The 24,644-nt window shown below is 55.0% G+C and carries 18 protein-coding genes, 3 tRNA genes and 3 rRNA genes; 16 read left to right on the top strand and 8 right to left on the bottom strand.

The window, feature by feature from the left end; all coding sequences use genetic code 11:
* Window positions 1-264: 264 nt before the first annotated feature.
* Both ykgO and EBB79_RS18825 read right to left on the bottom strand, forming a co-directional pair.
* Window positions 265-390 carry a type B 50S ribosomal protein L36 gene (gene ykgO / locus EBB79_RS18830; protein ID WP_008205324.1) on the bottom strand — a complete coding sequence of 42 codons (126 nt, stop codon included), beginning with the start codon at window positions 388-390 and terminating at the stop codon, window positions 265-267.
* A gap of 79 nt (window positions 391-469) precedes the next feature.
* Window positions 470-544 (bottom strand) — tRNA-Val (locus EBB79_RS18825).
* 159 nt (window positions 545-703) lie between these two features.
* On the opposite strand from EBB79_RS18825, the gene EBB79_RS18820 reads away from it, so the two are divergent.
* Complete coding sequence (locus EBB79_RS18820; RefSeq protein ID WP_127750361.1) at window positions 704-1,564, top strand: N-formylglutamate amidohydrolase; 861 nt, start codon at window positions 704-706, stop codon at window positions 1,562-1,564.
* A gap of 135 nt (window positions 1,565-1,699) precedes the next feature.
* Here EBB79_RS18820 and EBB79_RS18815 read toward each other — a convergent pair whose 3' ends face one another.
* Window positions 1,700-2,953: a DNA polymerase IV gene (locus EBB79_RS18815; protein WP_127750360.1), complete on the bottom strand. Its 1,254-nt coding sequence runs from the start codon at window positions 2,951-2,953 to the stop codon at window positions 1,700-1,702.
* Window positions 2,954-3,062: 109 nt separating this feature from the next.
* Here EBB79_RS18815 and EBB79_RS18810 point away from each other — a divergent pair, with 109 nt between their 5' ends.
* Window positions 3,063-3,470: an NUDIX hydrolase gene (locus EBB79_RS18810; protein WP_127750359.1), complete on the top strand. Its 408-nt coding sequence runs from the start codon at window positions 3,063-3,065 to the stop codon at window positions 3,468-3,470.
* A gap of 384 nt (window positions 3,471-3,854) precedes the next feature.
* Here the strand turns inward: EBB79_RS18810 and pyrF are convergent, their stop codons facing one another.
* The 3 genes from pyrF to EBB79_RS18795 form a co-directional block, all read right to left on the bottom strand.
* On the bottom strand, window positions 3,855-4,550 hold the full coding sequence (gene pyrF / locus EBB79_RS18805; RefSeq protein WP_127750358.1) for an orotidine-5'-phosphate decarboxylase: 696 nt from the start codon (window positions 4,548-4,550) through the stop codon (window positions 3,855-3,857).
* 65 nt (window positions 4,551-4,615) lie between these two features.
* Window positions 4,616-5,317 carry a methyltransferase gene (locus EBB79_RS18800; RefSeq protein ID WP_127750357.1) on the bottom strand — a complete coding sequence of 234 codons (702 nt, stop codon included), beginning with the start codon at window positions 5,315-5,317 and terminating at the stop codon, window positions 4,616-4,618.
* Window positions 5,318-5,376: 59 nt separating this feature from the next.
* On the bottom strand, window positions 5,377-5,580 hold the full coding sequence (locus tag EBB79_RS18795; protein ID WP_127750356.1) for a hypothetical protein: 204 nt from the start codon (window positions 5,578-5,580) through the stop codon (window positions 5,377-5,379).
* 243 nt (window positions 5,581-5,823) lie between these two features.
* On the opposite strand from EBB79_RS18795, the gene clpB reads away from it, so the two are divergent.
* The 3 genes from clpB (at window position 5,824) to EBB79_RS18780 (ending at window position 10,619) form a co-directional block, all read left to right on the top strand.
* Window positions 5,824-8,445, top strand: coding sequence for an ATP-dependent chaperone ClpB (gene clpB, locus EBB79_RS18790; protein WP_127750355.1), 2,622 nt, complete (start codon window positions 5,824-5,826; stop codon window positions 8,443-8,445).
* Window positions 8,446-8,575: 130 nt separating this feature from the next.
* Entirely contained in the window at window positions 8,576-9,049 is a 474-nt protein-coding gene (locus tag EBB79_RS18785; RefSeq protein WP_127750354.1) for an SRPBCC family protein, read from the top strand.
* 220 nt (window positions 9,050-9,269) lie between these two features.
* Entirely contained in the window at window positions 9,270-10,619 is a 1,350-nt protein-coding gene (locus EBB79_RS18780) for a hypothetical protein (RefSeq protein ID WP_127750353.1), read from the top strand.
* Between the two features lie 18 nt (window positions 10,620-10,637).
* Here EBB79_RS18780 and EBB79_RS18775 read toward each other — a convergent pair whose 3' ends face one another.
* Complete coding sequence (locus EBB79_RS18775) at window positions 10,638-11,204, bottom strand: hypothetical protein (RefSeq protein ID WP_127750352.1); 567 nt, start codon at window positions 11,202-11,204, stop codon at window positions 10,638-10,640.
* 495 nt (window positions 11,205-11,699) lie between these two features.
* Here EBB79_RS18775 and EBB79_RS18770 point away from each other — a divergent pair, with 495 nt between their 5' ends.
* From EBB79_RS18770 to EBB79_RS18710, 11 genes are all read left to right on the top strand, one after another.
* Window positions 11,700-12,371, top strand: a complete 672-nt coding sequence (locus tag EBB79_RS18770; protein ID WP_127750351.1) for a TVP38/TMEM64 family protein — start codon at window positions 11,700-11,702, stop codon at window positions 12,369-12,371.
* A 106-nt stretch (window positions 12,372-12,477) separates the two neighbouring features.
* Window positions 12,478-13,971 (top strand): FMN-binding glutamate synthase family protein, encoded by a 1,494-nt coding sequence (locus EBB79_RS18765; RefSeq protein ID WP_127750350.1) that lies wholly within the window; start codon window positions 12,478-12,480, stop codon window positions 13,969-13,971.
* A gap of 68 nt (window positions 13,972-14,039) precedes the next feature.
* A complete protein-coding gene (gene msrP / locus EBB79_RS18760; RefSeq protein WP_127750349.1) occupies window positions 14,040-14,942 on the top strand; it encodes a protein-methionine-sulfoxide reductase catalytic subunit MsrP in 903 nt (300 codons plus the stop codon).
* On the top strand, window positions 14,942-15,562 hold the full coding sequence (msrQ, locus tag EBB79_RS18755; protein ID WP_127750348.1) for a protein-methionine-sulfoxide reductase heme-binding subunit MsrQ: 621 nt from the start codon (window positions 14,942-14,944) through the stop codon (window positions 15,560-15,562). Before msrP ends, msrQ begins: the two co-directional genes overlap by 1 nt.
* Window positions 15,563-16,272: 710 nt before the next feature.
* Window positions 16,273-17,746, top strand: a 16S ribosomal RNA gene (locus tag EBB79_RS18750).
* A gap of 374 nt (window positions 17,747-18,120) precedes the next feature.
* A tRNA-Ile gene (locus EBB79_RS18740) sits at window positions 18,121-18,197 on the top strand.
* Window positions 18,198-18,828: 631 nt separating this feature from the next.
* Window positions 18,829-21,732 (top strand): 23S ribosomal RNA (locus tag EBB79_RS18735).
* A 224-nt stretch (window positions 21,733-21,956) separates the two neighbouring features.
* A 5S ribosomal RNA gene (gene rrf / locus EBB79_RS18730) occupies window positions 21,957-22,071 on the top strand.
* The 16S, 23S and 5S rRNA genes sit together here with 2 tRNA genes alongside, the layout of an rRNA operon.
* 56 nt (window positions 22,072-22,127) lie before the next feature.
* A tRNA-Met gene (locus tag EBB79_RS18725) sits at window positions 22,128-22,204 on the top strand.
* Window positions 22,205-22,623: 419 nt separating this feature from the next.
* Entirely contained in the window at window positions 22,624-23,259 is a 636-nt protein-coding gene (locus EBB79_RS18715) for a DUF1007 family protein (protein ID WP_127750347.1), read from the top strand.
* Between the two features lie 2 nt (window positions 23,260-23,261).
* Window positions 23,262-24,176, top strand: a complete 915-nt coding sequence (locus tag EBB79_RS18710; RefSeq protein ID WP_127750346.1) for a nickel/cobalt transporter — start codon at window positions 23,262-23,264, stop codon at window positions 24,174-24,176.
* Here the strand turns inward: EBB79_RS18710 and EBB79_RS18705 are convergent.
* Window positions 24,144-24,401 carry a response regulator gene (locus EBB79_RS18705; protein WP_127750345.1) on the bottom strand — a complete coding sequence of 86 codons (258 nt, stop codon included), beginning with the start codon at window positions 24,399-24,401 and terminating at the stop codon, window positions 24,144-24,146. The genes EBB79_RS18710 and EBB79_RS18705 overlap by 33 nt on opposite strands.
* Window positions 24,402-24,644 lie beyond the last annotated feature (243 nt).

The following is a 24,644-nucleotide window of genomic DNA, read 5'->3' as shown; positions in this document are numbered from 1 at the left end:
ACATGTCCCAATGTAGATCTCTGATCCGAGAAAGTTCCCGACTTATTTAGTCAATTATACGAAATTGAGCGGGATGCAAATATAAACTGACAGAATTACTCGGAAATTTAAACCGCCCGTACTCTTGCCTCAGACAGTAAATTTTTGGGTCCGGTAGATTAGCCGGGGCCAGGGCAAGACCACCGGTACAAAAGGGTGGTGATAAACGCAAAAAAACCGCATCCGAGGATGCGGTTTTCAAAAAGTCTCTAGCAGTGCTAGACCTTAGCCCTGGCGTGCTTTGAAGCGGGGCTGAGTCTTGTTGATCACGTAGACGCGACCCTTACGACGCACAATGCGGCAATCCCGATGCCGGTTCTTGAGCGAGCGGAGCGAGTTCTTGACTTTCATAGTCATTCTCCTGTTCTGCGGCGCGAACCAGCGCCTAGGTTACGGGTGTCCTGACTTTACAGTCACAACAATGAATTCATGGTGGGCACTACAAGGTTCGAACTTGTGACCCCTTCGATGTCAACGAAGTGCTCTACCACTGAGCTAAGCGCCCATGAATACCTGCGTTTATTTCCAGCCCCAAATGAATGGGGCGCAGAGGTCTGCGCCGGTGAAGGGGTCTATAAAAGGAGTCGTGCAGGGGCGCAAGAGCTTTTGACCATAGAAATTTCTGTACTATGCTGTTTATTGAACCAGACACACCGGAGATAGGATGCCCAAAGCTGCTTTTCACGTGTTTTCGCCAAAAAAACTGCAGTCTGGAGTGGTTTTTGCCTCGCCACATAGCGGTACAGAATACACAGAATCCTTTCTGTCCCGGTCGATTCTGTCACCCCATCAGATCCGAAGTTCGGAAGACGCTTTTGTAGATCAGCTTTTTGCTGCGGCCCCGGACTACGGATCGCCTTTTCTGACGGCTCTAGCACCCCGGGCTTATCTGGACCTCAATCGCGCCGTTGACGAATTGGACCCGGCGCTCATCGAAGGTGTGCCGCGCAAGGGTCAAAATCCCCGGATTGCCTCTGGATTAGGGGTGATTCCGCGTGTGGTGGCTCAAGGGCAGGCGATTTATCGCGGCAAACTATCGATGGCTGAGGCGCAAGAGCGGATCAACACTCATTGGGTACCGTATCATGCCGCATTGCAGAACTTGCTTCGGCAGGCACATGGTCAATTTGGTCAGGCAATTCTGGTAGATTGCCATTCGATGCCACATGAGGCGATCGAGACCATGGGAAAACGCGGTGATCATCAGCCGCAAGTGGTTCTCGGTGATAGATTTGGCACCTCAGCCAGCGGCGACGTGGTGGATCAGATTGAGGCAGCGTTCGTCGGGGTAGGTCTGAAGGTGTCCCGCAACACTCCGTTTGCCGGAGCTTACATCACGCAGGCCTACGGCCGCCCCTCACGCGGCCAACATGCGGTACAAGTGGAAATTGACCGGGCGTTATATATGGATGAGGTGGCGATAAAGCCGAACGGAAATTTCGCGGCCATAAAAGAACTGCTGCGGGAGGTTATTGTCCAAATCTCTCAAATCGGCGACGAGCCGACGGCCCTGGCGGCAGAGTAAGAGGGCGCTGCCCCCTTCGCAGGTATGGCCTGCTCATCCCCCGGGATATTTCTGGCCAGATGAAGGGTGGATCCTCTTCATCTGGCTGGTAAATATCCTGGGGTCTGGGGTAAAGCCCCAGCCGCCGAAGGCGGGTTAGCGAAGCGCACGGCCTTTCTGGATGGCGTCTGCGCCGAACCGGTCGCGAATCGCGTCGGTTGCCCGTTCGGCCTTGGCCCGTTGGATAGCCTGAGGATCCAGAAGATCACCTGTAATGTCCGCTTGCGACTCGGGCACCAAATCTGCGATCCCACAACCAAGCAGCCGGTAGGGGCCCTGGTCGCCAACTTGATCCAGCAACTCTCGGGCAGTGCGGTAAATTACCTCGGCCATTTGGGTCGGATCACGCAAAGAAATGCGCCGGGTCAGCGCCGAATGGTTGGCGCGCTTCAGCTTGAGTGAAACCACACGCCCAGCTTTTTGTTTGGCTTTTGCGCGACCTGACACTTTTTCTGCCAACCGCCACAAATGGCCATCGAGTATGTCGGGATTGGCAGTGTCCTCAAAAAATGTTGTTTCATTAGTGATGGATTTCATCGGGGCATGGGCTGAAACACGGCGCCGGTCTTCGCCGCGGGCCAGATGCCAAAGGCGATCCCCCATAGATCCAAAGCGCGCCGCCAGATCGCGGCGCTCCCAGCGCAGCAGATCGGCAAAGATCCGGATACCGGCCTTGTCCAGACTGGCCTGAGCTGCCGGGCCAATGCCCCAGATCAAACGGACTGGCTTGTCATACAAAAAGGCATCGGTTTCAGCCTTGCCAATCACCGAGAAACCACGGGGCTTGTCCAGATCTGACGCGACTTTGGCGAGGAATTTGTTATGAGACAAGCCGATTGATCCTGTAATCCCCAGCTCATCTTTCATCCGTTTCACCAGCCGCGCCAGCATCACGGCTGGCGGTGCACCGTGCAGCTGCTCGGTGCCACTTAAATCCATAAATGCTTCGTCTAGAGACAGCGGTTCAACATCCGGGGTCAATTCATCCATCATCGCGCGGATCTGACGGGAGACCTCGACGTAGGCGTGCATGCGCGGTTTAATCACCACTGCAGAGGGGCAAAGTTTCAGGGCCTGAAACATCGGCATCGCCGATCGCACTCCGCGAATGCGGGCGACATAGCAGGCGGTTGAGACCACGCCGCGCTTACCACCGCCGATGATCACCGGTTTGTCGGCCAACTCCGGGTTGTCGCGCTTTTCCACACTGGCGAAAAACGCGTCGCAATCCATATGGGCAATCTGCAAGGCAAACAGTTCTTCATGTGCCTTCACCCTTGGGCTGCCACAGTGCGGACAGCGTCGCGCTGGTGCGACCTGGCTCAGGCAATCTCGGCATATGGCATGCATGGTGGCGCTCATTTGGGCATTGGTGGGACAAGGGTCTTACATCTGCTGCCCAGTCTAGCCTGTCAGCAGGGTATTGTCTTTATCCCATAGGCGCGTCAATCATGTTCAGATGACGTATTCTGGCGCTAAATTAGCCTTGTTTCTGGGGCGCGAACTATTGGTGATCTTGCGGGATGACAAGGCGGATATCCCCTATCCCGGGCATTGGGATCTGCCGGGCGGTGGACGCGAGGGCAATGAAACTCCAGCAGACTGTGCCCTGCGCGAAACCTATGAGGAAGTCGGGCTTGAGCTGCAGGAAACTGACCTGATCTGGACGCGGCAGTATAGCCGACCCCGAGGGTTGGTTTGGTTCTTTGTGGCCCGACAGCCTGTTTCATTAATAAAGCAAATTCGATTTGGCTCTGAGGGCCAGTGCTGGAAGCTGATGTCACCCAGGGACTATTGCGCGCATCCACTGGCGGTGCCGCATTTTGCGAAGCGGCTGCAGGAGTATCTCGACGATGATGAGGCTTGAGCACAAAGAAAAATCCCCCGCTGCTGAGGCGGGGGCAAGTTAACGGACCTCAGGAAGAGAGCCCGCAAGGGGAGTGTCTTGAGCACAGGTTCATCGATTTTTTGAATATCGCAAAGTTTGGAATGCAAATAGGCGCAATTGAGAGTCATGAATGTGACTTTGCCGGCACAGAGACAATTTGGCGCGCTTTTAGGCCTTGGGCGCAATTTTTTCGTTTATAGAAAGGCGCTTGACGTAAGGTCAGCGGCCAGTTCCCATCCGTAAATTCAGGGTGGCGCCGAATTTACGGTAAGTTTTTATTTTGCTGATATTTTGTGCGTTCACCCTTGTAACAAAGGTGAACCACTGTTTTTCGGTGCATTAGCCCGGGTTCGGAATGCTAGCCTATGGACTTTTCATTTCATCCAGAATGGCCCGCGCCGCGGCTTGCGGGTCTTTGGCTTGCCAGATGGGCCGTCCGACAACAATGTGATCGACGCCGTCTGCAATGGCTTTGGCCGGGGTTGCCACACGCTTTTGGTCGCCAAGGTCAGCACCGGCGGGGCGCACACCCGGGGTAACGATCAGACGGCCCTCTGCTTCGGGAAGGGCGCGGATCAGTGCGGCCTCTTGTGGCGATGCAATGACACCGTCCGATCCGGCGGCAAAGGCATTGCCTGCCCGCTCGAGCACCAGATCTTTAATGGCGCCATCTTTGATCAGCGCGCCATCCAGATCCTGCCGGTCCAGAGACGTCAGGATGGTCACCGCCAGAATTTTCATGTCACTGCCCGCAGCGCCCTGTTTGGCGGCTGACACCACATAGGGATCGCCATGCACTGTTAGGAAATCCAAATCAAACTGCGCCAGTCCACGTACCGCATTTTCAACGGTAGCGCCGATGTCGAACAACTTCATGTCCAGAAATATGCGTTTGCCCATCTCGTGCTTCAGCTCGTTGGCCAGCGCCAACCCGCCGCCCGTCAACATGCCCAGGCCGATCTTGTAGAATGATACGGCGTCGCCCAGCTGCTCGGCCAGTTGCAGGCCTTGCACGGCGTTGGGGACATCCATTGCAACAATCAGGCGGTCGTCGGACATGGGGGAAGCTCCGGTTCTGTTTGGGTTGCGCCTGTCTATGGCCCGTTGCACGTCAGCACAAGGGCCTAGGATACACCATAAATCCAGCGCATATCGGGGCTCTCGGTGCAGTACATGTGGACCCAGATATAGCAGTGCTGAAACAGCGCCAGCACCAGTGCATTCCACGACCCAAATACCAAAGCAATGCCCCACAGGCCCAGAAACGCGACCCCATACATTCCATTTGAGGTGTATTTAAAGACACCCTTGGTCACCAGCGGAAGGGCCGCAATTTCATCTCGAAAATGGTCGCCGCCCAGGGCGCGGCGGATGGAAAAGTGCACAAGGACAGAATGCAACGCCCAGATGGATAATCCCAGGAACAAGATACCAATGACAGCTTCAGTAAGGGGATACTGCGAAATTGACGCCGTATCGGCCCAGGCGGCCATGATCAATGAGAGCGGCCGCGCGATCAGAAGCGGAATAAAAACCAAACGCCAGACGACCATATCGCGATCACCCAACCAGCGGCTTAGGACGTTTCGATGCAGTTGCAGGCGAAACACCAGCGCAACAATGATTTGATGGAGCACCGCCAACGCGATCGACACTTTGGCCCAGCCGACAGAACTAAGCCCCAGTATGTGTGGTGCGTCCTGCGGGACAATCAGCAGCGAAATCGCCCCGGCGCTCAGCAGAATTGCAAAGCCCAAATGCTGCGGCTGACCCTCAAACAGGTCTTTCCAAGTGCTTTGGGCGCGAATGTCATCCAGGCGACTCATGCTGCCAGTATCTGCGCTGGGGCAGATTTGTCGACTGATTTTGGATCAGTGCCGGTGTGTCAGGGGGTAACCAGTCGCAGGTTTCCGCGACCCGACTGAACTTCTGAAGACTGACAAGTGGGTGCGTTCTGCCGCTTGGGCAGGGTGATCTGGCAATACAGGCTGACGGACCGATAGCTCATTGACAGCGCCACATTGGCGCGGCGACGGGCGCTGTTGCGCTTGAAACGGCGCTGAAAGATCTCGATGTTATTCGCAAGCATGGTGACCTCCGACTGTAAGTCCTAAAATTGTGATTCTCTAAAAATTCCATAAAATGCCGGCGAAACTGTGGCCAAAATGGAAACAATCTTCTTTGAGATCTGTAAGTGAAATTCTCATCCTTTCCGTGGATTATGCCCCTTGAAGAGATGGTAGAACTACCCACATTGATGTTGAGGCCCAAAACGGGGCGTGCCGCCAAGCGGGCGTTTCAAATTGCCGGGCGCTTTTAAAAGGAGAGATAGATGGACTTAAATAAGTTCACCGAGCGGGCACGTGGTTTTGTGCAGGCCGCTCAGACCATAGCGGTGCGCGAAGAGCACCAACGACTGGTTCCGGAACACATTCTAAAAGCACTGATGGACGATGATCAGGGGTTGGCAAGTAACCTGATCAGCCGGGCAGGCGGGGTGCCATCACGCGTGGTGGAATCGCTGGAAACGGCGCTGTCAAAGCATTCCAAAGTCAGTGGTGGGGCCGCTGGTCAGATCTACATGGATGGCCAAACCGCCAAGGTCATGGCTGAGGCTGAAAAGCTGGCGACCAAGGCTGGCGACAGTTTTGTCCCGGTTGAACGTGTCCTGATGGCCCTGTGTATGGTCAAGTCCAAGGCCAAGGATGCACTGGATGCCGGCGGTGTCTCTGCCCAGCGTCTGAACGAGGCGATCAACGATATTCGCAAGGGCCGCACCGCCGATAGCGCCACTGCCGAAGACGGCTATGACGCGCTCAAGAAATACGCCCACGACCTGACCGAGGCCGCCCGCGAGGGCAAGATCGACCCTATCATTGGCCGCGACGAAGAAATCCGCCGTGCCATGCAGGTGCTGTCGCGCCGCACCAAGAACAATCCGGTTCTGATCGGCGAACCCGGTGTGGGTAAAACCGCCATCGCCGAGGGCATGGCCCTGCGGATCATCAACGGCGATGTGCCGGAGAGCCTGCGCGACAAACAACTGCTTTCGCTGGATATGGGCGCGCTGATTGCCGGTGCCAAATATCGTGGCGAATTCGAAGAACGCCTGAAAGCGGTCCTGACCGAGGTGACCGAGGCGGCGGGTGAAATCATCCTGTTCATCGACGAAATGCACACATTGGTTGGCGCTGGCAAAGGCGACGGTGCCATGGATGCGGCCAACCTGATCAAACCGGCATTGGCGCGGGGTGAATTGCACTGTATCGGCGCCACCACGCTGGATGAATACCGCAAATACGTTGAAAAAGACGCGGCCCTGGCCCGTCGCTTCCAGCCAGTTGTGATCTCTGAGCCCACAGTCGAGGACACCATCTCGATTCTGCGTGGCATCAAAGAAAAGTACGAGCTGCACCACGGTGTCCGGATCTCGGACTCGGCACTGGTGTCGGCGGCGACCCTGTCGAACCGCTATATCACCGACCGCTTTCTGCCGGACAAAGCCATCGACCTGATGGACGAGGCCGCCAGCCGGTTGCGGATGGAGGTCGACAGCAAACCCGAAGAACTGGACCAGCTTGACCGTCAGATCATGCAGATGCAGATCGAAGCCGAAGCCCTGCGGATGGAAGACGACGCGGCCTCCAAGGATCGTCTGGAAACCCTGGAGCTGGATCTGTCTGAGCTACAGGAACGCAGTGCCGAGATGACGGCGCAGTGGCAGTCCGAACGGGATAAGCTTGCCGGTGCGCGCGATATCAAGGAATTGCTCGAAAAGGCCCGCGCCGATCTGGAAATTGCCAAACGGCAAGGCAATCTCGCCAAGGCGGGTGAGCTGTCTTATGGTGTCATCCCCGATCTGGAAAAACAGCTGGCCGACGCCGAAAACCGCGAAGACACCGGGGTGATGGTCGAAGAAGCGGTGCGCCCCGAACAGATCGCCGCCGTGGTGGAACGCTGGACCGGTATCCCGACGTCCAAGATGCTGGAAGGCGACCGCGAGAAACTGCTGCGGATGGAGGATGAGCTGCATAGCCGCGTTATTGGCCAGCACGATGCCGTCACCGCCGTCGCCAACGCCGTCCGCCGCGCCCGTGCGGGGCTGAACGACGAAGACCGCCCGCTGGGCAGCTTCCTGTTTCTTGGCCCAACCGGCGTGGGTAAAACCGAGCTGACCAAGGCTGTTGCCGAATTCCTGTTCGCCGACGAACACGCCATGCTGCGCATCGATATGTCGGAATACATGGAGAAACACTCGGTCGCCCGTCTGATCGGCGCGCCTCCGGGCTATGTTGGCTATGACGAAGGCGGTGCCCTGACCGAAGCCGTGCGTCGACGTCCCTATCAGGTGGTGCTGTTTGACGAGGTCGAAAAGGCGCATCCGGACGTGTTCAACGTGTTGTTGCAGGTGCTCGATGATGGTGTGCTGACCGATGGTCAGGGCCGCACGGTTGATTTCAAGCAAACGCTGATTGTGCTGACCTCGAACCTTGGCGCGCAGGCCCTTAGCCAGTTGCCCGACGGTGCCGATGCATCTGATGCGCGGCGTGACGTGATGGAGGCAGTACGCGGTCATTTCCGCCCTGAGTTCCTGAACCGTCTGGATGAAACCATCATCTTTGACCGCCTCAAACGCGAGGACATGGATGGCATCGTTGATATCCAGCTGGCGCGGCTGATCAAACGTCTCGCTGCCCGCAAGATCACGCTGGCGCTGGACGATGAGGCCCGCACATGGTTGGCCGACGAAGGCTATGACCCGGTGTTTGGTGCCCGTCCCCTGAAACGGGTGATCCAACGCGCCCTGCAAAACGCATTGGCCGAAATGCTGCTTGGGGGCGATGTCAAAGACGGCGACACCGTGCCGGTCTCGGCCGGTGCCGAGGGGCTGATCATCGGTGACCGTGTCGGATCCACCAATCGTCCCAAACCGGACGACGCGGTGGTACACTAAAGAGCGAGAGGCCCGTCAGACATGGCGGGCCTTTTTTGCAAGCTGTCGCTCATCTAATGACACTAATTGTCATCAGCCCTTGTTAGTGTGGTCTCAACAGATCAACCAAACAACCTTGTAGGCCACAGTCATGATACACCACCAACGCACACTCGATATCCCTGCCACCTCTGACGCCATCTGGGCCGTGATCGGGCGCTATATGCATATCGACGAGTTTGCCCCGCAGGTCGCCTCGGTTGATGCGCTGACTACCGGCGACAATGGCGTGGGCTCTAAACGTCGCTGCCATTTCGACAACGGCACCTCGCTGGTCGAGGAAGTCATCGCCTGGAAGGTCAACCACAGCTATCGCGTGCGCCTGTCCGAAATGGACGCCATGCCCCTGCACCAGGCCGAGGCCGAACTGTCACTGACCCCGACGCTAAATGGCATGACCCGCGTCACGTGGAGCTTTGACTATCGGGTCAAATTCGGCCCCCTTGGCTGGCTGATGGGTCAGACCATGATGAAGCTGATGATGGGCAAGTTGCTGGACGCCAACCTAAAGGGGCTGGCGGAGAAGGTGCAGTCAAACCGGACAGGGACCGCAATGGCCGGCTAGAGCGGTAGATTTCGGGCCGGTTCCCACAGAACCCAGCGCCCGGACCGAGGGGTGGGCGAGTAGCGCCCTCCCCGTGGGGGAGGTCCGGGCGCTGCCAAATCGAAGATTTGGCGATTGACCCGATCATGTTTTCACGGCGCAGCATTTGCGCGATTGTTTCCGAAGTGGTACCGTATGGCGTGATAAAATATTTGGGGAAATTAGTTTGCCGGAAGTTAGTTTGAACAGCGCAGCAAGTGCACGTGAAAAATTATCAGAAATTGAAGTCGGAAGTACCCCAGTTTTAGAATTCTCATTTCTGGAGCGACCTGGAAATAAGACAACCAGACTAGCTGCGAAATCTAATCAGCCAACTGAAATGAGCGGTAAAAACGTTTGGTTTAATTATGACTTTAAAGAAGATGTTTTTTTAACTGAGATAACGGTTTCAACTGTTGATTATGGGTCATATCACAGTTTTGAATTCGAATGGGAGGTCGCTGGAGGGCAAACTTTTCGACAAGTAGTTTCCAAGGGGGAAGATGAGGTATTTTCGCTTCCCATAAGAGAGATGGTGAAGGCTGTTCGGTTTAAACCGCCAACCGCATTTTTACGCTCTCCAAAGATCGGTAGTGTTACATTAAGTGGTTTTCCGCGAAGTAATATGGATGCTTTGCTAGGAGTTCTGGAACAACTCAATGTCTACCGCGACCAAGTGCAAGCAAACTGTGACAAGGCAATAGAGAATGCAGAGGCCTCAAACCTCAAAATAACCGAGGCAGAAGACAAGCTAGATGCGCTGCAAGAGGAAGTAGATACTCGGCAAAGTGAAGTTGTAGCGTTGCAGGGTGATATTGGACGCCTCACAGAGGAACGAAACTCGCTAAATGGAAACTTGAAGTCACTTGGTGACACCGTAAGGGCGGGTAAATCTGAGTTTCGAGCAGTAGAAGATAAAATCGCTGAGCGAGAGGAAGAGCGGAAACTTCTTTCGCAATCAATTGTTGCCGGGAAGTCTGAACTGCAAGGGCTTCGCGAGAATATTAACATGTTCCCGACTGAGATTTCCGCATTTGTTGAGCAAGGCGCGGACAACATAAGGTCATATTGGAAGATGGCCGTTGTTCCGATAGCGACGATCGTGTTGATTTCAGGCCTTTTGGTGTTCAATGCAGCAAATCTTACCACCGTTCTTGACGAAGTTGAAAATGCAAGAATTTGGTCAATTCTTGTTACTCGGATGCCGTACGTAATTGTTTCTTCGGCGATAATTGCGGCTAGTTTAAAATTGTCCCTAATTTTTGTAGGTGAAATTATGCGGATTAATCAACAGCGCTTAAACCTTTCAAAGATTAGCATTATAGCGAATGATGTTTCAAAGGCGTCAGAGACTGACTTGGTTTTTTCGGAGGAAGAGCGCCACACGCTGCGGACTCAGCTTAAAATGGAGCTGCTGCGTGATCATCTAAAAGACTATATCACGAGAGATTTTAACTACACTGGAGCCAGGGCTTTGAGAGAGGCCGCAAAACAAGAGGATGAAGCGGAAGGCACAAACAATCTTGAAGATTTAGAAGAAGAATTACATTAGCCGAAATTCAAAACAGTTTCACCCCGCAACCGCCTCCCTAGCCACCCGCAGCTCCCGTTTTCGCTCCAGCACCCGCATCCGGGGTTCCCAGTTATACCGGGTGTCCTCAACCGTTGGGGACCAGAACAGCGCACCGCCATCGCGCCAGGCGTCCAGGACGATACCGTCATATATATCCCCTGCGCGCGGTGCGATCACGGCGGTGCTGTGGTCGATCAGAAAAACAACCTTGGGCTCGGCAATGGCGCGCAGCATTACCAGGGTTTTGAACCTTTCGCGATCCAGCCGTGCCTGCATGTCTTCGGCATAGTGATAACACAACCCCCGGTCCTTGATGCCGGCGTTGACCTTGCTGTTGTGCACCAGCGGCGCGGTGGTGACGCCATAATCCTGCGCCAACTGGCTGGCATAGCTGTATGAAATCTCGGCGGCGCGGCGGGCCTCATTCGGGTCCACGTCAGGCCCAAGCGCGGCAATGGACAGGGTCAGCTCCGCAACCGGGTCGTGCAGCGGCACAGGCGCCTGAGCGCAGCCGCCGAGTATCACTGTGCTTAAAAGTATCAAAGAGCTGATCAGCTGTTTCATGATGTCCTGCTTATTGCCACTGTGCCCAAGGCGCTGAGTGCACCATGCGAAGAGGCTGTAATCAACGCAAGCTGTTTGGAATGGGGCTGTTAACATGACCGTTGTTGCCGCCCTGCCGCACGCCCTGTTCACCGCGATTTCGTCTTTCGCCAGCATTGTTCCCGGCAATCGCGATTACCGCTGGGTCTGACACCCCCGGCACAGGATCAGGGCCTTTGTTTGACCGGAGGCGCTATTGGGATGCATCTACGCACGGGGGATAAAATCCCCGGCCAAACCCGTTTTGGCGACGTCGCCATTTATAATCAGCACAGTCAGCAACAGACAGTGCCATTAACCGCCACACCCTGATGAGCCGTCGGCTTAGTCGGGCGCTTTGGCGTGACCGCTGCGAATGGCCAAATGGCCGCCGTGGTCTGCGCCAGAGAGCACATATCGTTAGCCCACCAGTTGTAACATGTGGTAAGCGTGGCGTTTCTGGCTATATCTAGCGACATGACCCAGCCAAAAGATCACTCGCAACAGGTTAGCCGACGTCGCACTGTGTTTGCTGGCGTCGCCTTGTTATTGGTCATCGGCGGCGCGATCGGCGTTGTTGTCAGTGAGTATGCATTGTCCCCCGAGGCCCTGGCGGAACAGTTGCGGGCGGTCGGCGCCTGGGCTCCGGTTGCGGTGATCGTCCTGATGATCCTGCATAGTTTCGTGCCCTTTCCGGCTGAAATTCTGGCGATTTGTGCCGGGGCGGTCTTTGGCACACTGATGGGGAGCCTGTTGATCTGGATGGGGGCCATGCTGGGGGCCTTGGCGGCTTTTGGGCTGTCGCGCAGGCTGGGGCAGCAGGTTGTTCACGGATGGCTGACCCCGTCACAGGCCAGCCGGATGAGTGACTGGACCCAAGACAGGGGCGTGCTTGCCCTGTTGATCAGCCGCTTTATTCCGGTGATTGCCTTTAATCTGATCAACTACGCGGCCGGCCTGACCAAGGTGCCTTTGTGGACCTTTATCTGGACCACGGGTCTGGGCATCCTGCCGTTCACCGTGCTGATGGCCTATCTTGGGGCGCAGATGAAAGAGCTGAGCTGGACGATGCTGCTGACTGTCTCGGGTGTTGGGGTGATATTGGTCTGCGGGTTGCATCAGCTGGCCAAAGCCCGGCGCTGGATCTGAGCGCGCCTCAGGCAACATAGACTTGTGCAGGCAGGCGAACACGCCCAACATCAGGTCCATGTTCGGTGGCCAGGACGCGCCAAAGGTATTAGTCAGGAGATTTTACATGGATTTTGCAGCAAACGTCATAGAGGTCATGGCGCTGAGTTTCGTATTTATTCTGGGCGCAATTGCGGTGGGTGTTGCGGTATTGTTTGTGGTGGACCGGTTTCAAACCAGCGATGCCATCCGGCGCAACTATCCGGTAATTGGGCGTTTTCGCCATCTGTTCAGTGAACTGGGTGAATTCTTTCGTCAGTACTTCTTTGCCATGGACCGCGAAGAGCTGCCGTTCAACCGGGCACAGCGCGATTGGGTAAAGCGGGCCTCGTCGGGCGAGGGCAACACGGTGGCCTTTGGTTCAACCCGCAACGCCAATGTACCCGGCACACCGATTTTCGTGAATGCTCCGTTTCCGCCACTGGATGACCAAAGCGCCAAAACCGCGCCGCTGCAGATTGGCCCAACCGCGCGCACGCCCTATCTGGCGCCTTCGATCTTCAATATCTCAGGGATGAGCTTTGGTGCCATTTCCAAACCCGCCGTACAGGCGTTAAGCCGGGGGGCCAAACAGGCCGACGTTTGGCTGAACACGGGTGAGGGCGGGCTAAGCCCGTTTCACCTGGAGGGCGGATGTGACATCGTGTTTCAGATCGGCACCGCCAAATACGGTGTGCGCAATGATCGCGGTGGGCTAAACGACGACAAGCTAAAGCAGGTCGCCGCGCATGACGCGGTGCGGATGTTCGAACTCAAGCTGTCGCAGGGGGCCAAGCCGGGCAAGGGCGGTATTCTGCCTGCTGCCAAGGTAACGGATGAGATTGCAGGCATTCGCGGCATTGCGGCGGGGCAAGCCAGCCTCTCGCCCAATCGTCACCCGGAAATGGAGAATTTTGGCGATCTGCTGGATATGATCACCCATATCCGTGCGGTGACAGGTAAGCCGGTGGGGATCAAGACCGTTGTCGGCTCCGAAGCGGTGATGCGCGAGCTGTTTGACTGTATCAAAACCCGTGGCAGTGATGCGGCGCCCGATTTCATCACCATTGATGGCGGTGAGGGCGGCACTGGCGCGGCGCCGATGCCCCTGATTGATCTGGTCGGCATGTCAGTGCGCGAGGCGCTGCCCATGGTGGCCAATCTGCGGGATGAATATGGGCTGAAGGACCGCATCCGCCTGATCTCGTCCGGTAAGCTGGTCAATCCCGGCGACGTGGCCTGGGCGCTGGCGGCGGGGGCTGACTTTGTCACCTCGGCGCGTGGCTTTATGTTTGCGCTGGGCTGCATTCAGGCGCTCAAGTGTAATCGCAACACCTGCCCGACCGGCATCACCACCCATGATCGCCGGTTCCAAAAAGGGTTGGTGGTCGAGGATAAATACATCCGTGTTGCCAAATACGCCCGCGAGATCAGCCACGAAGTCGAGATCATCGCCCATTCAGTTGGGGTGGCCGAACCGCGTCAAATCCGCCGCCGCCATGTGCGCATCATGCAAGATGGTGGGCAGTCACGCCCGATGAACGAGATCATGCCAAGTTACAGTCCCGTCGCCGAAACGTGACAGGATATGTTTTGGTTCTTTAAGCCATAGCGCGTATCTCTGTCGAAACGAGATTAAAGGAGCCTTTGATGGCCTACCGCTGGACCAATGACCTGACCCACGCTGATGTCACCCCTCGGGGTGCATTTCTGAACCGCCGTCAAATCATGGCGGGCATGGCAGGACTGGGGCTTAGCACCATGGCTGGCCGTGCGCAGGCAGACGACGCGCTGGAACCCAACAGCTGGGAGGACGTCACCAGCTATAACAACTATTATGAGTTTGGCACCGGCAAGGGTGACCCGGCAGACAATGCTCATGTGCTGACCACCTCACCCTGGAGTGTGACCATCGATGGTCTGGTGGATCGCCCCGGCGAATATGATTTCAAGGACATCCTGTCCGAGATGACCATCGAAGAGCGCATCTACCGCTTCCGCTGCGTCGAGGCCTGGTCGATGGTGGTGCCCTGGAATGGCTTTGAGCTGTCAGACCTGCTGGCTATGGCGGGCGTGCAGGACGGTGCAAAATACGTCGCCTTTGAAACCCTGTACCGCCCCGAAGAGATGCCTGGCACTGCCTACCGTGTGCTGGACTGGCCCTACCGCGAAGGTCTGCGTCTGGACGAGGCAATGAACCCACTGACGCTGATGGCCACGGGTATCTTCGGCAAGGATCTCCCTAACCAGAACGGCGCGCCTCTGCGGTTGGTGGTGCCCTGGAAATATGGCTTCAAGTCAATCAAGGCGATTGTTCGCATTACTCTGACCGACGAAGAACCGCCAACCAGCTGGAACATGTCCAATGGCCGTGAATATGGGTTCTACAGCAATGTGAATCCCGAGGTGTCGCACCCCCGCTGGAGCCAGGCGACGGAGCGCCGAATCGGTGGCGGGTTGTTTGCCAAACGTCAGCCAACCCTGATGTTCAATGGTTACCAGGACGAGGTTGCCGCGATGTACGAAGGCATGGACCTGAGGAAATCCTTTTAATGCGGGATCGGCTCAATCAGTCGCTACGCCATTTGCCGACTTGGGTCGTCTACATAGTGGGAACCCTGCCGGCTCCCTGGCTGTTCTATCAGGGGCTGACCGGCGGCTTAGGGGTCGAGCCGATCAAAGCGCTGGAACACGAGTATGGTGAACTGGCCCTGCAATTGCTGGTATTTAGTCTGGCGATCACGCCGTTGCGCAAGTTTGCTGGGATCAACCTGCTGAAATTCCGCCGCGCGGTGGGGCTGTTGTGTTTTTTATATGTGACCTGCCATTTGATGGTCTGGCTGGTGCTTGACGTGCAGATCCCCGGACAGATTTGGGCGGACATCCTCAAACGTCCCTATATTACTATCGGCATGGCCGGTTTCCTGCTGTTGCTGCCACTGGCTGTAACGTCAAACAACTGGTCGATCCGCAGACTTGGGCCCCTTTGGCGAAAACTGCACAGGGCCAGCTATGTCATCGGCCTGCTCGGCGCAGTACATTTCATCCTGTTGGTCAAAGGGGTTCAAATCGAACCACTGATCTATCTGGCTCTGATCGTCGGTTTGTTGCTGCTTCGGCTGCCCACGGGTCGCGCTGCGTCCTCTGGTCGGGTTCGCCGCCAGGGCGTCTAGACGGTGCTTACTTATCCTATGTCTCCGATTACGGTTGTTGGTCACTGGAGTTGGGGTGGATTGATTCCCGGGTTTGTTAGTGTCTGCCCGGTGCCATTCCACAAGATCTGGTGGAGTTCTGTTTGTTTCAGAATTTTGGCGGTGGATTTGTTTGGGGTAGCGCCACCAAGTTCGGCGATGATCTGATCTAAGAGTATGTTTTCATGCGTAAATTGCTGGATTTGTGAAAAAGGTGAGTTTTCGTTGATTTATGGGTTGCGGGTTTGTTGTGATATCCCTAGAACCCCCCTTACCGGCGGCGCTGAGGTGTTGTTGGGGACGCGGTGGAGAGACACTGGGACGCTTCGGAGAGACGGGGAATGGAGGAGAGGGTTAAAGCGGGCGCGCTGAGAGATTGGCGCATCTGTTTGATTTTTGTCTCTGGGATCTAATGATCTAGGACCTTTGGTCTGTTTGCTCTTTGAAAATTTATATATCTGAAGAGATATGTGGGCGGTTTGGTTCATTCGATGGATCAACCTGTGCATATATCAACGCTGGTAGGGATTGTATGTAAATGCGGTACCGATGACCAGTGTCAGCTTCACTGTTTGGACGGCTTTTGTTTCTTTGGAAACTTGAGCACAACCAAACGGTTAAACTGTCCCATTTGAACAATGGGACGATATGTGCAGAGGTTCGACGTCAAGGATAGCATTGCAAGATGCTTTCAACTTGAGAGTTTGATCCTGGCTCAGAACGAACGCTGGCGGCAGGCCTAACACATGCAAGTCGAGCGCACTCTCAACCTTCGGGCGGGGAGCGAGCGGCGGACGGGTTAGTAACGCGTGGGAATGTACCCTTCACTAAGGAATAGCCTCTGGAAACGGAGAGTAATACCTTATACGCCCTTCGGGGGAAAGATTTATCGGTGAAGGATCAGCCCGCGTAAGATTAGATAGTTGGTGGGGTAATGGCCTACCAAGTCTACGATCTTTAGCTGGTTTTAGAGGATGATCAGCAACACTGGGACTGAGACACGGCCCAGACTCCTACGGGAGGCAGCAGTGGGGAATCTTGGACAATGGGCGCAAGCCTGATCCAGCCATGCCGCGTGTGTGATGAAGGCCTTAGGGTCGTAAAGCACTTTCGCTAGAGATGATAATGACAGTATCTAGTAAAGAAGTCCCGGCTAACTCCGTGCCAGCAGCCGCGGTAATACGGAGGGGACTAGCGTTGTTCGGAATTACTGGGCGTAAAGCGTACGTAGGCGGATCAGAAAGTATGGGGTGAAATCCCAGGGCTCAACCCTGGAACTGCCTCATAAACTCCTGGTCTAGAGTTCGAGAGAGGTGAGTGGAATTCCGAGTGTAGAGGTGAAATTCGTAGATATTCGGAGGAACACCAGTGGCGAAGGCGGCTCACTGGCTCGATACTGACGCTGAGGTACGAAAGTGTGGGGAGCAAACAGGATTAGATACCCTGGTAGTCCACACCGTAAACGATGAATGCCAGTCGTCGGGTAGCATGCTATTCGGTGACACACCTAACGGATTAAGCATTCCGCCTGGGGAGTACGGTCGCAAGATTAAAACTCAAAGGAATTGACGGGGCCCGCACAAGCGGTGGAGCATGTGGTTTAATTCGAAGCAACGCGCAGAACCTTACCAACCCTTGACATCCTAGGACAACCTGAGAGATCAGGCCTTCCTTCGGGACCTAGTGACAGGTGCTGCATGGCTGTCGTCAGCTCGTGTCGTGAGATGTTCGGTTAAGTCCGGCAACGAGCGCAACCCACATCCTTAGTTGCCAGCAGTTCGGCTGGGCACTCTAAGGAAACTGCCCGTGATAAGCGGGAGGAAGGTGTGGATGACGTCAAGTCCTCATGGCCCTTACGGGTTGGGCTACACACGTGCTACAATGGCAGTGACAATGGGTTAATCCCAAAAACTGTCTCAGTTCGGATTGGGGTCTGCAACTCGACCCCATGAAGTCGGAATCGCTAGTAATCGCGTAACAGCATGACGCGGTGAATACGTTCCCGGGCCTTGTACACACCGCCCGTCACACCATGGGAGTTGGGTCTACCCGAAGGCCGTGCGCCAACCTAGCAATAGGAGGCAGCGGACCACGGTGGGTTCAGCGACTGGGGTGAAGTCGTAACAAGGTAGCCGTAGGGGAACCTGCGGCTGGATCACCTCCTTTCTAAGGATGTTTCTAGCCAGATCAGCTTGCTGATCTCATGAAACACTTAGCAGATCTCCTCTTCTCACGAAGGGGCGCCCGAAATGGGTGAATGATCATAGAGACGCAAGTCTCAGTCTGGGATCGCAAGATCTTAGGCAGAGCCAGGCCGTCCTCATATCTCTTCAGACAACCGAGCCCTGATCTCAGGGTTCAGCAAGGGCCTTAGCTCAGCTGGGAGAGCGCCTGATTTGCATTCAGGAGGTCAGGAGTTCGATCCTCCTAGGCTCCACCAAGCATTGGCCCTTGTGATAACCACCACGGGTCGGCCCTGTCGGCAGATTTGCTTTGCAAATCGCCTGTCGGCAACGCGGTTTTGCGATGCAAAACCCGCTGGGTCGGTAGCTCAGGTGGTTAGAGCGCACGCCTGATAAGCGTGAGGTCGGAGGTTCAAGTCCTCCTCGACCCACCACTTCTTCTTTGCCTTCGGCAAAACGAAGAAGAACAACACCTCCTCTTGGCGGCAAGCGGCAGGGTATCTTACGCAGTAAGATGTCCCGAGAGCGGCTCACAGGATTAGGTATCGATTAGATCGAACAGCAGTTTTAGAACTTCTGTTCCGTCCAATCGGACGGTGCGAACGCGCATTCTCTTCGAGAATACGCTACATCGCATTCCGGACACTTCCTTCGGAAGTACCGGGAATTGACATCGTTTAGAGAGATACAATCAACAATACTGTTGGTCGCCCGAGTAAGGGATTGACCTCAGATTGGTGCTGATCTTCTTCGGAAGTGAAGCGAGCTTGTGAATACGTCTGTTTCCTCGGACGTCCATGAGTATGCCAGCCTGAAACGACGGTGTTGTCCAAGTCAAGTAAACTAACCCGAACACGTCTTCAGCCGCTTCCCGCACGGATAGTGGTTGCATACGGGACGTGTTCAAATTGTTCGCATCATACGTGGTGCGAGCGGGAAAGTATGCTTTTGATCCCAGGGATATGTGGGAACAGTTTCTTACCAGCTTCTGTTCTTCGATCGATTGGTTGGTTCTGCGGTCGCAAGGCGGTAGGACAAATAACCAGTCTTTCTATTTCTGGATCAAATCAAGCGCGAAAAGGGCGTTTGGTGAATGCCTTGGCAGTAAGAGGCGATGAAAGACGTGATACTCTGCGATAAGTCATGGGGAGCTGAGAATAAGCTTTGATCCATGAATTTCTGAATGGGGCAACCCACCTGATACTTTGTTATTATTATACTCTTCTGACCGTTCTGCGGTGGGACGAACCAGCTTGCTGGTGAGACTCGCCAAGGGCGAGCACGGAGTGTTCTTAATAATAAGGTAAACCAGGTATTTTTAACCTGAATACATAGGGTTAAAAGGCAAACCCGGGGAACTGAAACATCTAAGTACCCGGAGGAAAGGAAATCAATATGATACTCCCTAGTAGCGGCGAGCGAACGGGGACCAGCCGAGCCAGATGAGTGAGAAGAACATGTTGGGAAGCATGACCATAGCGGGTGATAGTCCCGTATTCTAAGCTTTGATGGACGTATTAAGTAGGGCGGAACACGTGAAATTCTGTCTGAAGATCGGAGGACCACCTTCGAAGGCTAAGTACTCCTTACTGACCGATAGTGAACCAGTACCGTGAGGGAAAGGTGAAAAGCACCCCGACGAGGGGAGTGAAACAGTACCTGAAACCGAACGCCTACAATCAGTTGGAGGGTCCTTGCGGCCTGACAGCGTACCTTTGTATAATGGGTCATCGACTTGGTCTCACAAGCAAGCTTAAGCCGTTAGGTGTAGGCGCAGCGAAAGCGAGTCTTAATAGGGCGAATGAGTTTGTGGGATCAGACCCGAAACCGAGTGATCTAGGCATGGCCAGGTTGAAGGTGCAGTAACATGCACTGGAGGACCGAACCCACATCTGTTGAAAAAGATCGGGATGAGCTGTGCCTAGGGGTGAAAGGCCAATCAAACTCGGAGATAGCTGGTTCTCTGCGAAATCTATTTAGGTAGAGCGTCGTCCGAATACCCCGGGGGGTAGAGCACTGGATGGGCAATGGGGGCATACAGCCTTACTGACCCTAACCAAACTCCGAATACCCGGGAGTACTAGACGGCAGACACACTGCGGATGCTAACGTCCGTAGTGAAGAGGGAAACAACCCTGACCTCCGGCTAAGGCCCCTAATTCATGGCTAAGTGGGAAAGCAGGTGGGACGACCAAAACAACCAGGAGGTTGGCTTAGAAGCAGCCATCCTTTAAAGATAGCGTAACAGCTCACTGGTCTAATTAAGTTGTCCTGCGGCGAAGATGTAACGGGGCTCAAGCCATGAGCCGAAGCCGAGGATGCACATAGTGCATGGTAGCAGAGCGTAGTGTGACATAGATCCTATCCTCTTTAGTGTCCCCCGGACCAGTTCCGTGTGGCACCTTGGAGGACCGGATCTTTCGATGAAGCCGGGGCGTGAGCCATCTGGTGGAGAGATCACTAGTGAGAATGATGACATGAGTAGCGACAAAGAGTGTGAGAGACACTCTCGCCGAAAATCCAAGGGTTCCTGCTTAAAGCTAATCTGAGCAGGGTAAGCCGACCCTAAGGCGAGGCCGAAAGGCGTAGTCGATGGGAACCAGGTTAATATTCCTGGGCCAGGAAGTGGTGACGGATCTCGAAGGTAGTTCATCCTTATTGGATTGAATGGGCTGCTGAGAGGTCCCTGGAAATAGCCCTTCCATGAGATCGTACCCTAAACCGACACAGGTGGATAGGTAGAGAATACCAAGGCGCTTGAGAGAACTATGTTGAAGGAACTCGGCAAAATACCTCCGTAAGTTCGCGAGAAGGAGGCCCGGTTTCTACGCAAGTGGGAGCTGGGGGCACAAACCAGGGGGTGGCGACTGTTTATTAAAAACACAGGGCTCTGCGAAGTCGTAAGACGACGTATAGGGTCTGACGCCTGCCCGGTGCCTGAAGGTTAAAAGGAGGGGTGAGAGCTCTGAATTGAAGCCCAGGTAAACGGCGGCCGTAACTATAACGGTCCTAAGGTAGCGAAATTCCTTGTCGGGTAAGTTCCGACCTGCACGAATGGCGTAACGACTTCCCCGCTGTCTCCAACATAGACTCAGCGAAATTGAATTGCCTGTCAAGATGCAGGCTTCCCGCGGTTAGACGGAAAGACCCCGTGCACCTTTACTACAGCTTCACATTGGCATTAGGCCGAGCATGTGCAGGATAGGTGGTGGGCTTCGAAACCAAAACGCTAGTTTTGGTGGAGCCTCCCTTGAGATACCACCCTTGCTCTGCTTGATGTCTAACCGCGGTCCATTATCTGGATCCGGGACCCTGTGTGGCGGGTAGTTTGACTGGGGCGGTCGCCTCCTAAAGCGTAACGGAGGCGCGCGAAGGTTGGCTCAGACCGGTCGGAAATCGGTCGTTGAGTGCAATGGCAGAAGCCAGCCTGACTGCGAGACTGACAAGTCGAGCAGAGACGAAAGTCGGTCATAGTGATCCGGTGGTCCCGAGTGGAAGGGCCATCGCTCAACGGATAAAAGGTACGCCGGGGATAACAGGCTGATACTGCCCAAGAGTCCATATCGACGGCAGTGTTTGGCACCTCGATGTCGGCTCATCTCATCCTGGGGCTGGAGCAGGTCCCAAGGGTACGGCTGTTCGCCGTTTAAAGAGGTACGTGAGCTGGGTTTAGAACGTCGTGAGACAGTTCGGTCCCTATCTGCCGTGGGTGTAGGATACTTGAGAGGAGTTGCCCCTAGTACGAGAGGACCGGGGTGAACGAACCACTGGTGGACCAGTTGTCGTGCCAACGGCAGTGCTGGGTAGCTATGTTCGGACAGGATAACCGCTGAAGGCATCTAAGCGGGAAGCCCCTCAAAACAAGGTATCCCTGAGGGCCGAGGTAGACCACCTCGTCGATAGGCCAGAGATGTAAGCGTGGTAACACGTTCAGTTGACTGGTACTAATTGCCCGATAGGCTTGATTTGATCCAGTAATAGACAGACTGACTATGTCAGACTTAAGTGAACGACAATCAAAGCATACATTCCAACCGTATTCGAAACGAAATCGAATACGTATCAGACGAACTGACTTGAATAACATGTTGATGTGGGAACGCGCCTTTGCTTCGCAAAGACACTGTCTCCCACTCGCCGTGATTTGCCATGCAAACACGGCGTGTATCTCTCAAATCGAGGATTTTCCTCGGTTTGGTGGTCATAGCGCAAGTGAAACACCCGGTCCCATCCCGAACCCGGAAGTTAAGCACTGTTGCGCCGATGGTACTGCATCTTAAGGTGTGGGAGAGTAGGGCACCGCCAAACCTAGAAAAATCCTCAAACAACGATAAATATTAAATATAACCGGTTACAAACCCTGTCGCGGGATGGAGCAGCCCGGTAGCTCGTCAGGCTCATAACCTGAAGGTCGCAGGTTCAAATCCTGCTCCCGCAACCAAATTCAAGATCGCAACAGCCCGTTCGACCTACAAACAGTCCCCCGGACTGTTTGATTAACGGTCTCACCTCATCAGGCTCATAACCTGAAGGTCGTAGGTTCAAATCCTACTCCCGCAACCAACTTAAAACAACGATACCACATCTTACGCCCCGCTCCAGCGGGGCTGTTTGCATTTGGACCCAACCACTGAAAGCTCAGACAACAAAACAACGGCAGTCGGCTCCAACAACAAAACACCGCGCGGATGCCGTCAGAGGACCTGCAGTGGAAACCTCCAGTCACTCCCCCGTCGCGGCCTGATCAAGACCACCAAGGTGAACCAAATCCAGAAATCGATCCGCGTGCAATGCATGCAAGCTCCAGCCCATTGTGGTCATTGCTTGCCCAGAAACGATCTGCACCCTACAGATCACAGCATGAAACTGAACAGTCTTGCCCTTGCTGCCATCACAATGGCTCCCTGTGCTGCGAAGGCGCATCCGCATATATTTGTCGACACCGCCTTGAAAGTGCTTGTCATGGATGACGGGCAGCTTGAGGCTGTGGAGGTCACCTGGGCATATGACGAGTTCTATTCACTGCTGATCTTTGAGGATCTGGGATTGGATGGGGATTACGACGGAGAGCTGACGGCGGAAGAACTGGTGAAGTTGCAAAGTTTTGATTTGCAGTGGAGCGAAGACTACGACGGCGACAGTTATTTGATAAGGGACGGGGTGCCGCTGGTGCTGAGTGGTGCGGAGCATTTGGAGACGGTCGTTTCGGGCGGGCGCATCACTACGCGCCACCGTAGAACGCTGGTGGAACCGGTTGCGGCGGACGGAGTGGTTTTCAAGGCCTATGACCCCACCTACTATACAGCATATACTTTGAACCTGGATTTTGAAGTCACTGGCGGCTGCACCGGCGAAGCGACCCCGCCAAATCTGAATGCTGCCTACGATAAAGTGGAAGAGCTGCTGTATTCTATGCCCGCTGACCAGGCGAATGAGGCCTATCCTGAAGTTGGCGAAGCTTTTGCCGAAACAGTGAGGCTCAGTTGCGGAGATTAGTAATGCGTGGCGGTGTGCCCTTAGTCGTAGCAGCAGTTGCGATCCCCTTGATCTGGATGTGGGGTTTTGGCGGTTCCGAAACTATCCTTGCCTGGGCAGCGGATGGTCAACGTGATGTGCAGAATGCCATGGCTAGGAGTTTGCGTGCGCTTCGCACCAAAGAGCCGGGGGCCCTCGCGGCACTGCTGGCCTTGTGTTTCTCCTATGGATTTTTTCATGCGGCTGGTCCGGGGCATGGCAAGCTGGTGATTGGAGGGTATGGCCTGGGAAAACCGGTGCCATTACTGAAGCTTGCCGGGGTATCAGTTGTGGCATCTCTGGCGCAGGCGGCCACGGCGGTCTTGCTTGTCGTTGGTGGGCTAACCCTGTTGGATTGGAGCAGGGAACAGCTAACCAGCGCTGCGGACGATGTAATGGCGCCGCTGTCTTATGGGTTGATAACACTATTGGGACTGTGGCTGCTGGTACGGGGTCTTCGGCGGTTGTTTCAATGGCAGCCGACGCCGCACCACGATCATAGTCATGAAGGCCTTAGCGCCGATGATATCAAAAATTGCCCGTCCTGCGGGCACCGGCATGGACCGACAGCAGAGGAGGCAGCAAATATGTCTACACTCCGGGATGCACTGGCCATTGTTGGTGCCGTGGCGGTCCGGCCTTGTACCGGAGCCGTGTTCCTGTTGCTTTTGACCTGGCGTATGGGGATCCTATGGGCAGGGATTGCCGGGGCCTTTGCCATGGGGCTGGGCACGGCCTTGCTTACCGTTGCTGTTGCGGTGGCAGCAGTCACTCTCCGAAAGGGCACGCTGCTGCAATTGCAGGGTCCGGGTGCCCTGCGCGCGGCGGCGATGCTGGAGATCCTTGCAGGTACTGTGGTGGCAGTTTTAGCCGGACAGATCCTGCTGCGGACGCTGTAGTCTACGGTTAACCTTCCGGCGGGTGATGTCATGACGGATCAGCGCCAAAAGATCGGATTTGCGAAATGGCTTCGTTATAAAGTCATTCATGCCGGCAGCAGGGCAGGCCTGAGCATTGCTGGGGTGAGCATTGGCGGTGAGGGCGATGATACGACACTCGCTGTGCTTGGCATCCCGTTCACGTTTGCATGTAATGTTGGCTGATGACCCGACGAGATGGGTCAAATTCCCGTCTCACTCAAACGTCGGTTTCAGCGGGTGCGAATATATGTCGTGCGCTGGATAGCGGGCAGGTGGCTTCTTCTTTTGATTGGATAACTCGGCAATGTTGCGCAAAGGCGCGTTCGCCTATTGCACCACCAAATATTTCCAGCGCCGTTTTTACCAGAAAATCGTTAGGTGTCCTTTATCACAATATTTGCATGAAGCTGACATTGGACGCTTTTACAACAGGCAGTCACGCTCGGC

This window comes from Parasedimentitalea marina (assembly GCF_004006175.1).
Classification (GTDB): domain Bacteria; phylum Pseudomonadota; class Alphaproteobacteria; order Rhodobacterales; family Rhodobacteraceae; genus Parasedimentitalea; species Parasedimentitalea marina.
Note: the sequence above shows the minus strand (reverse complement) of the source record. Positions and strands in the feature narration are given on the sequence as shown.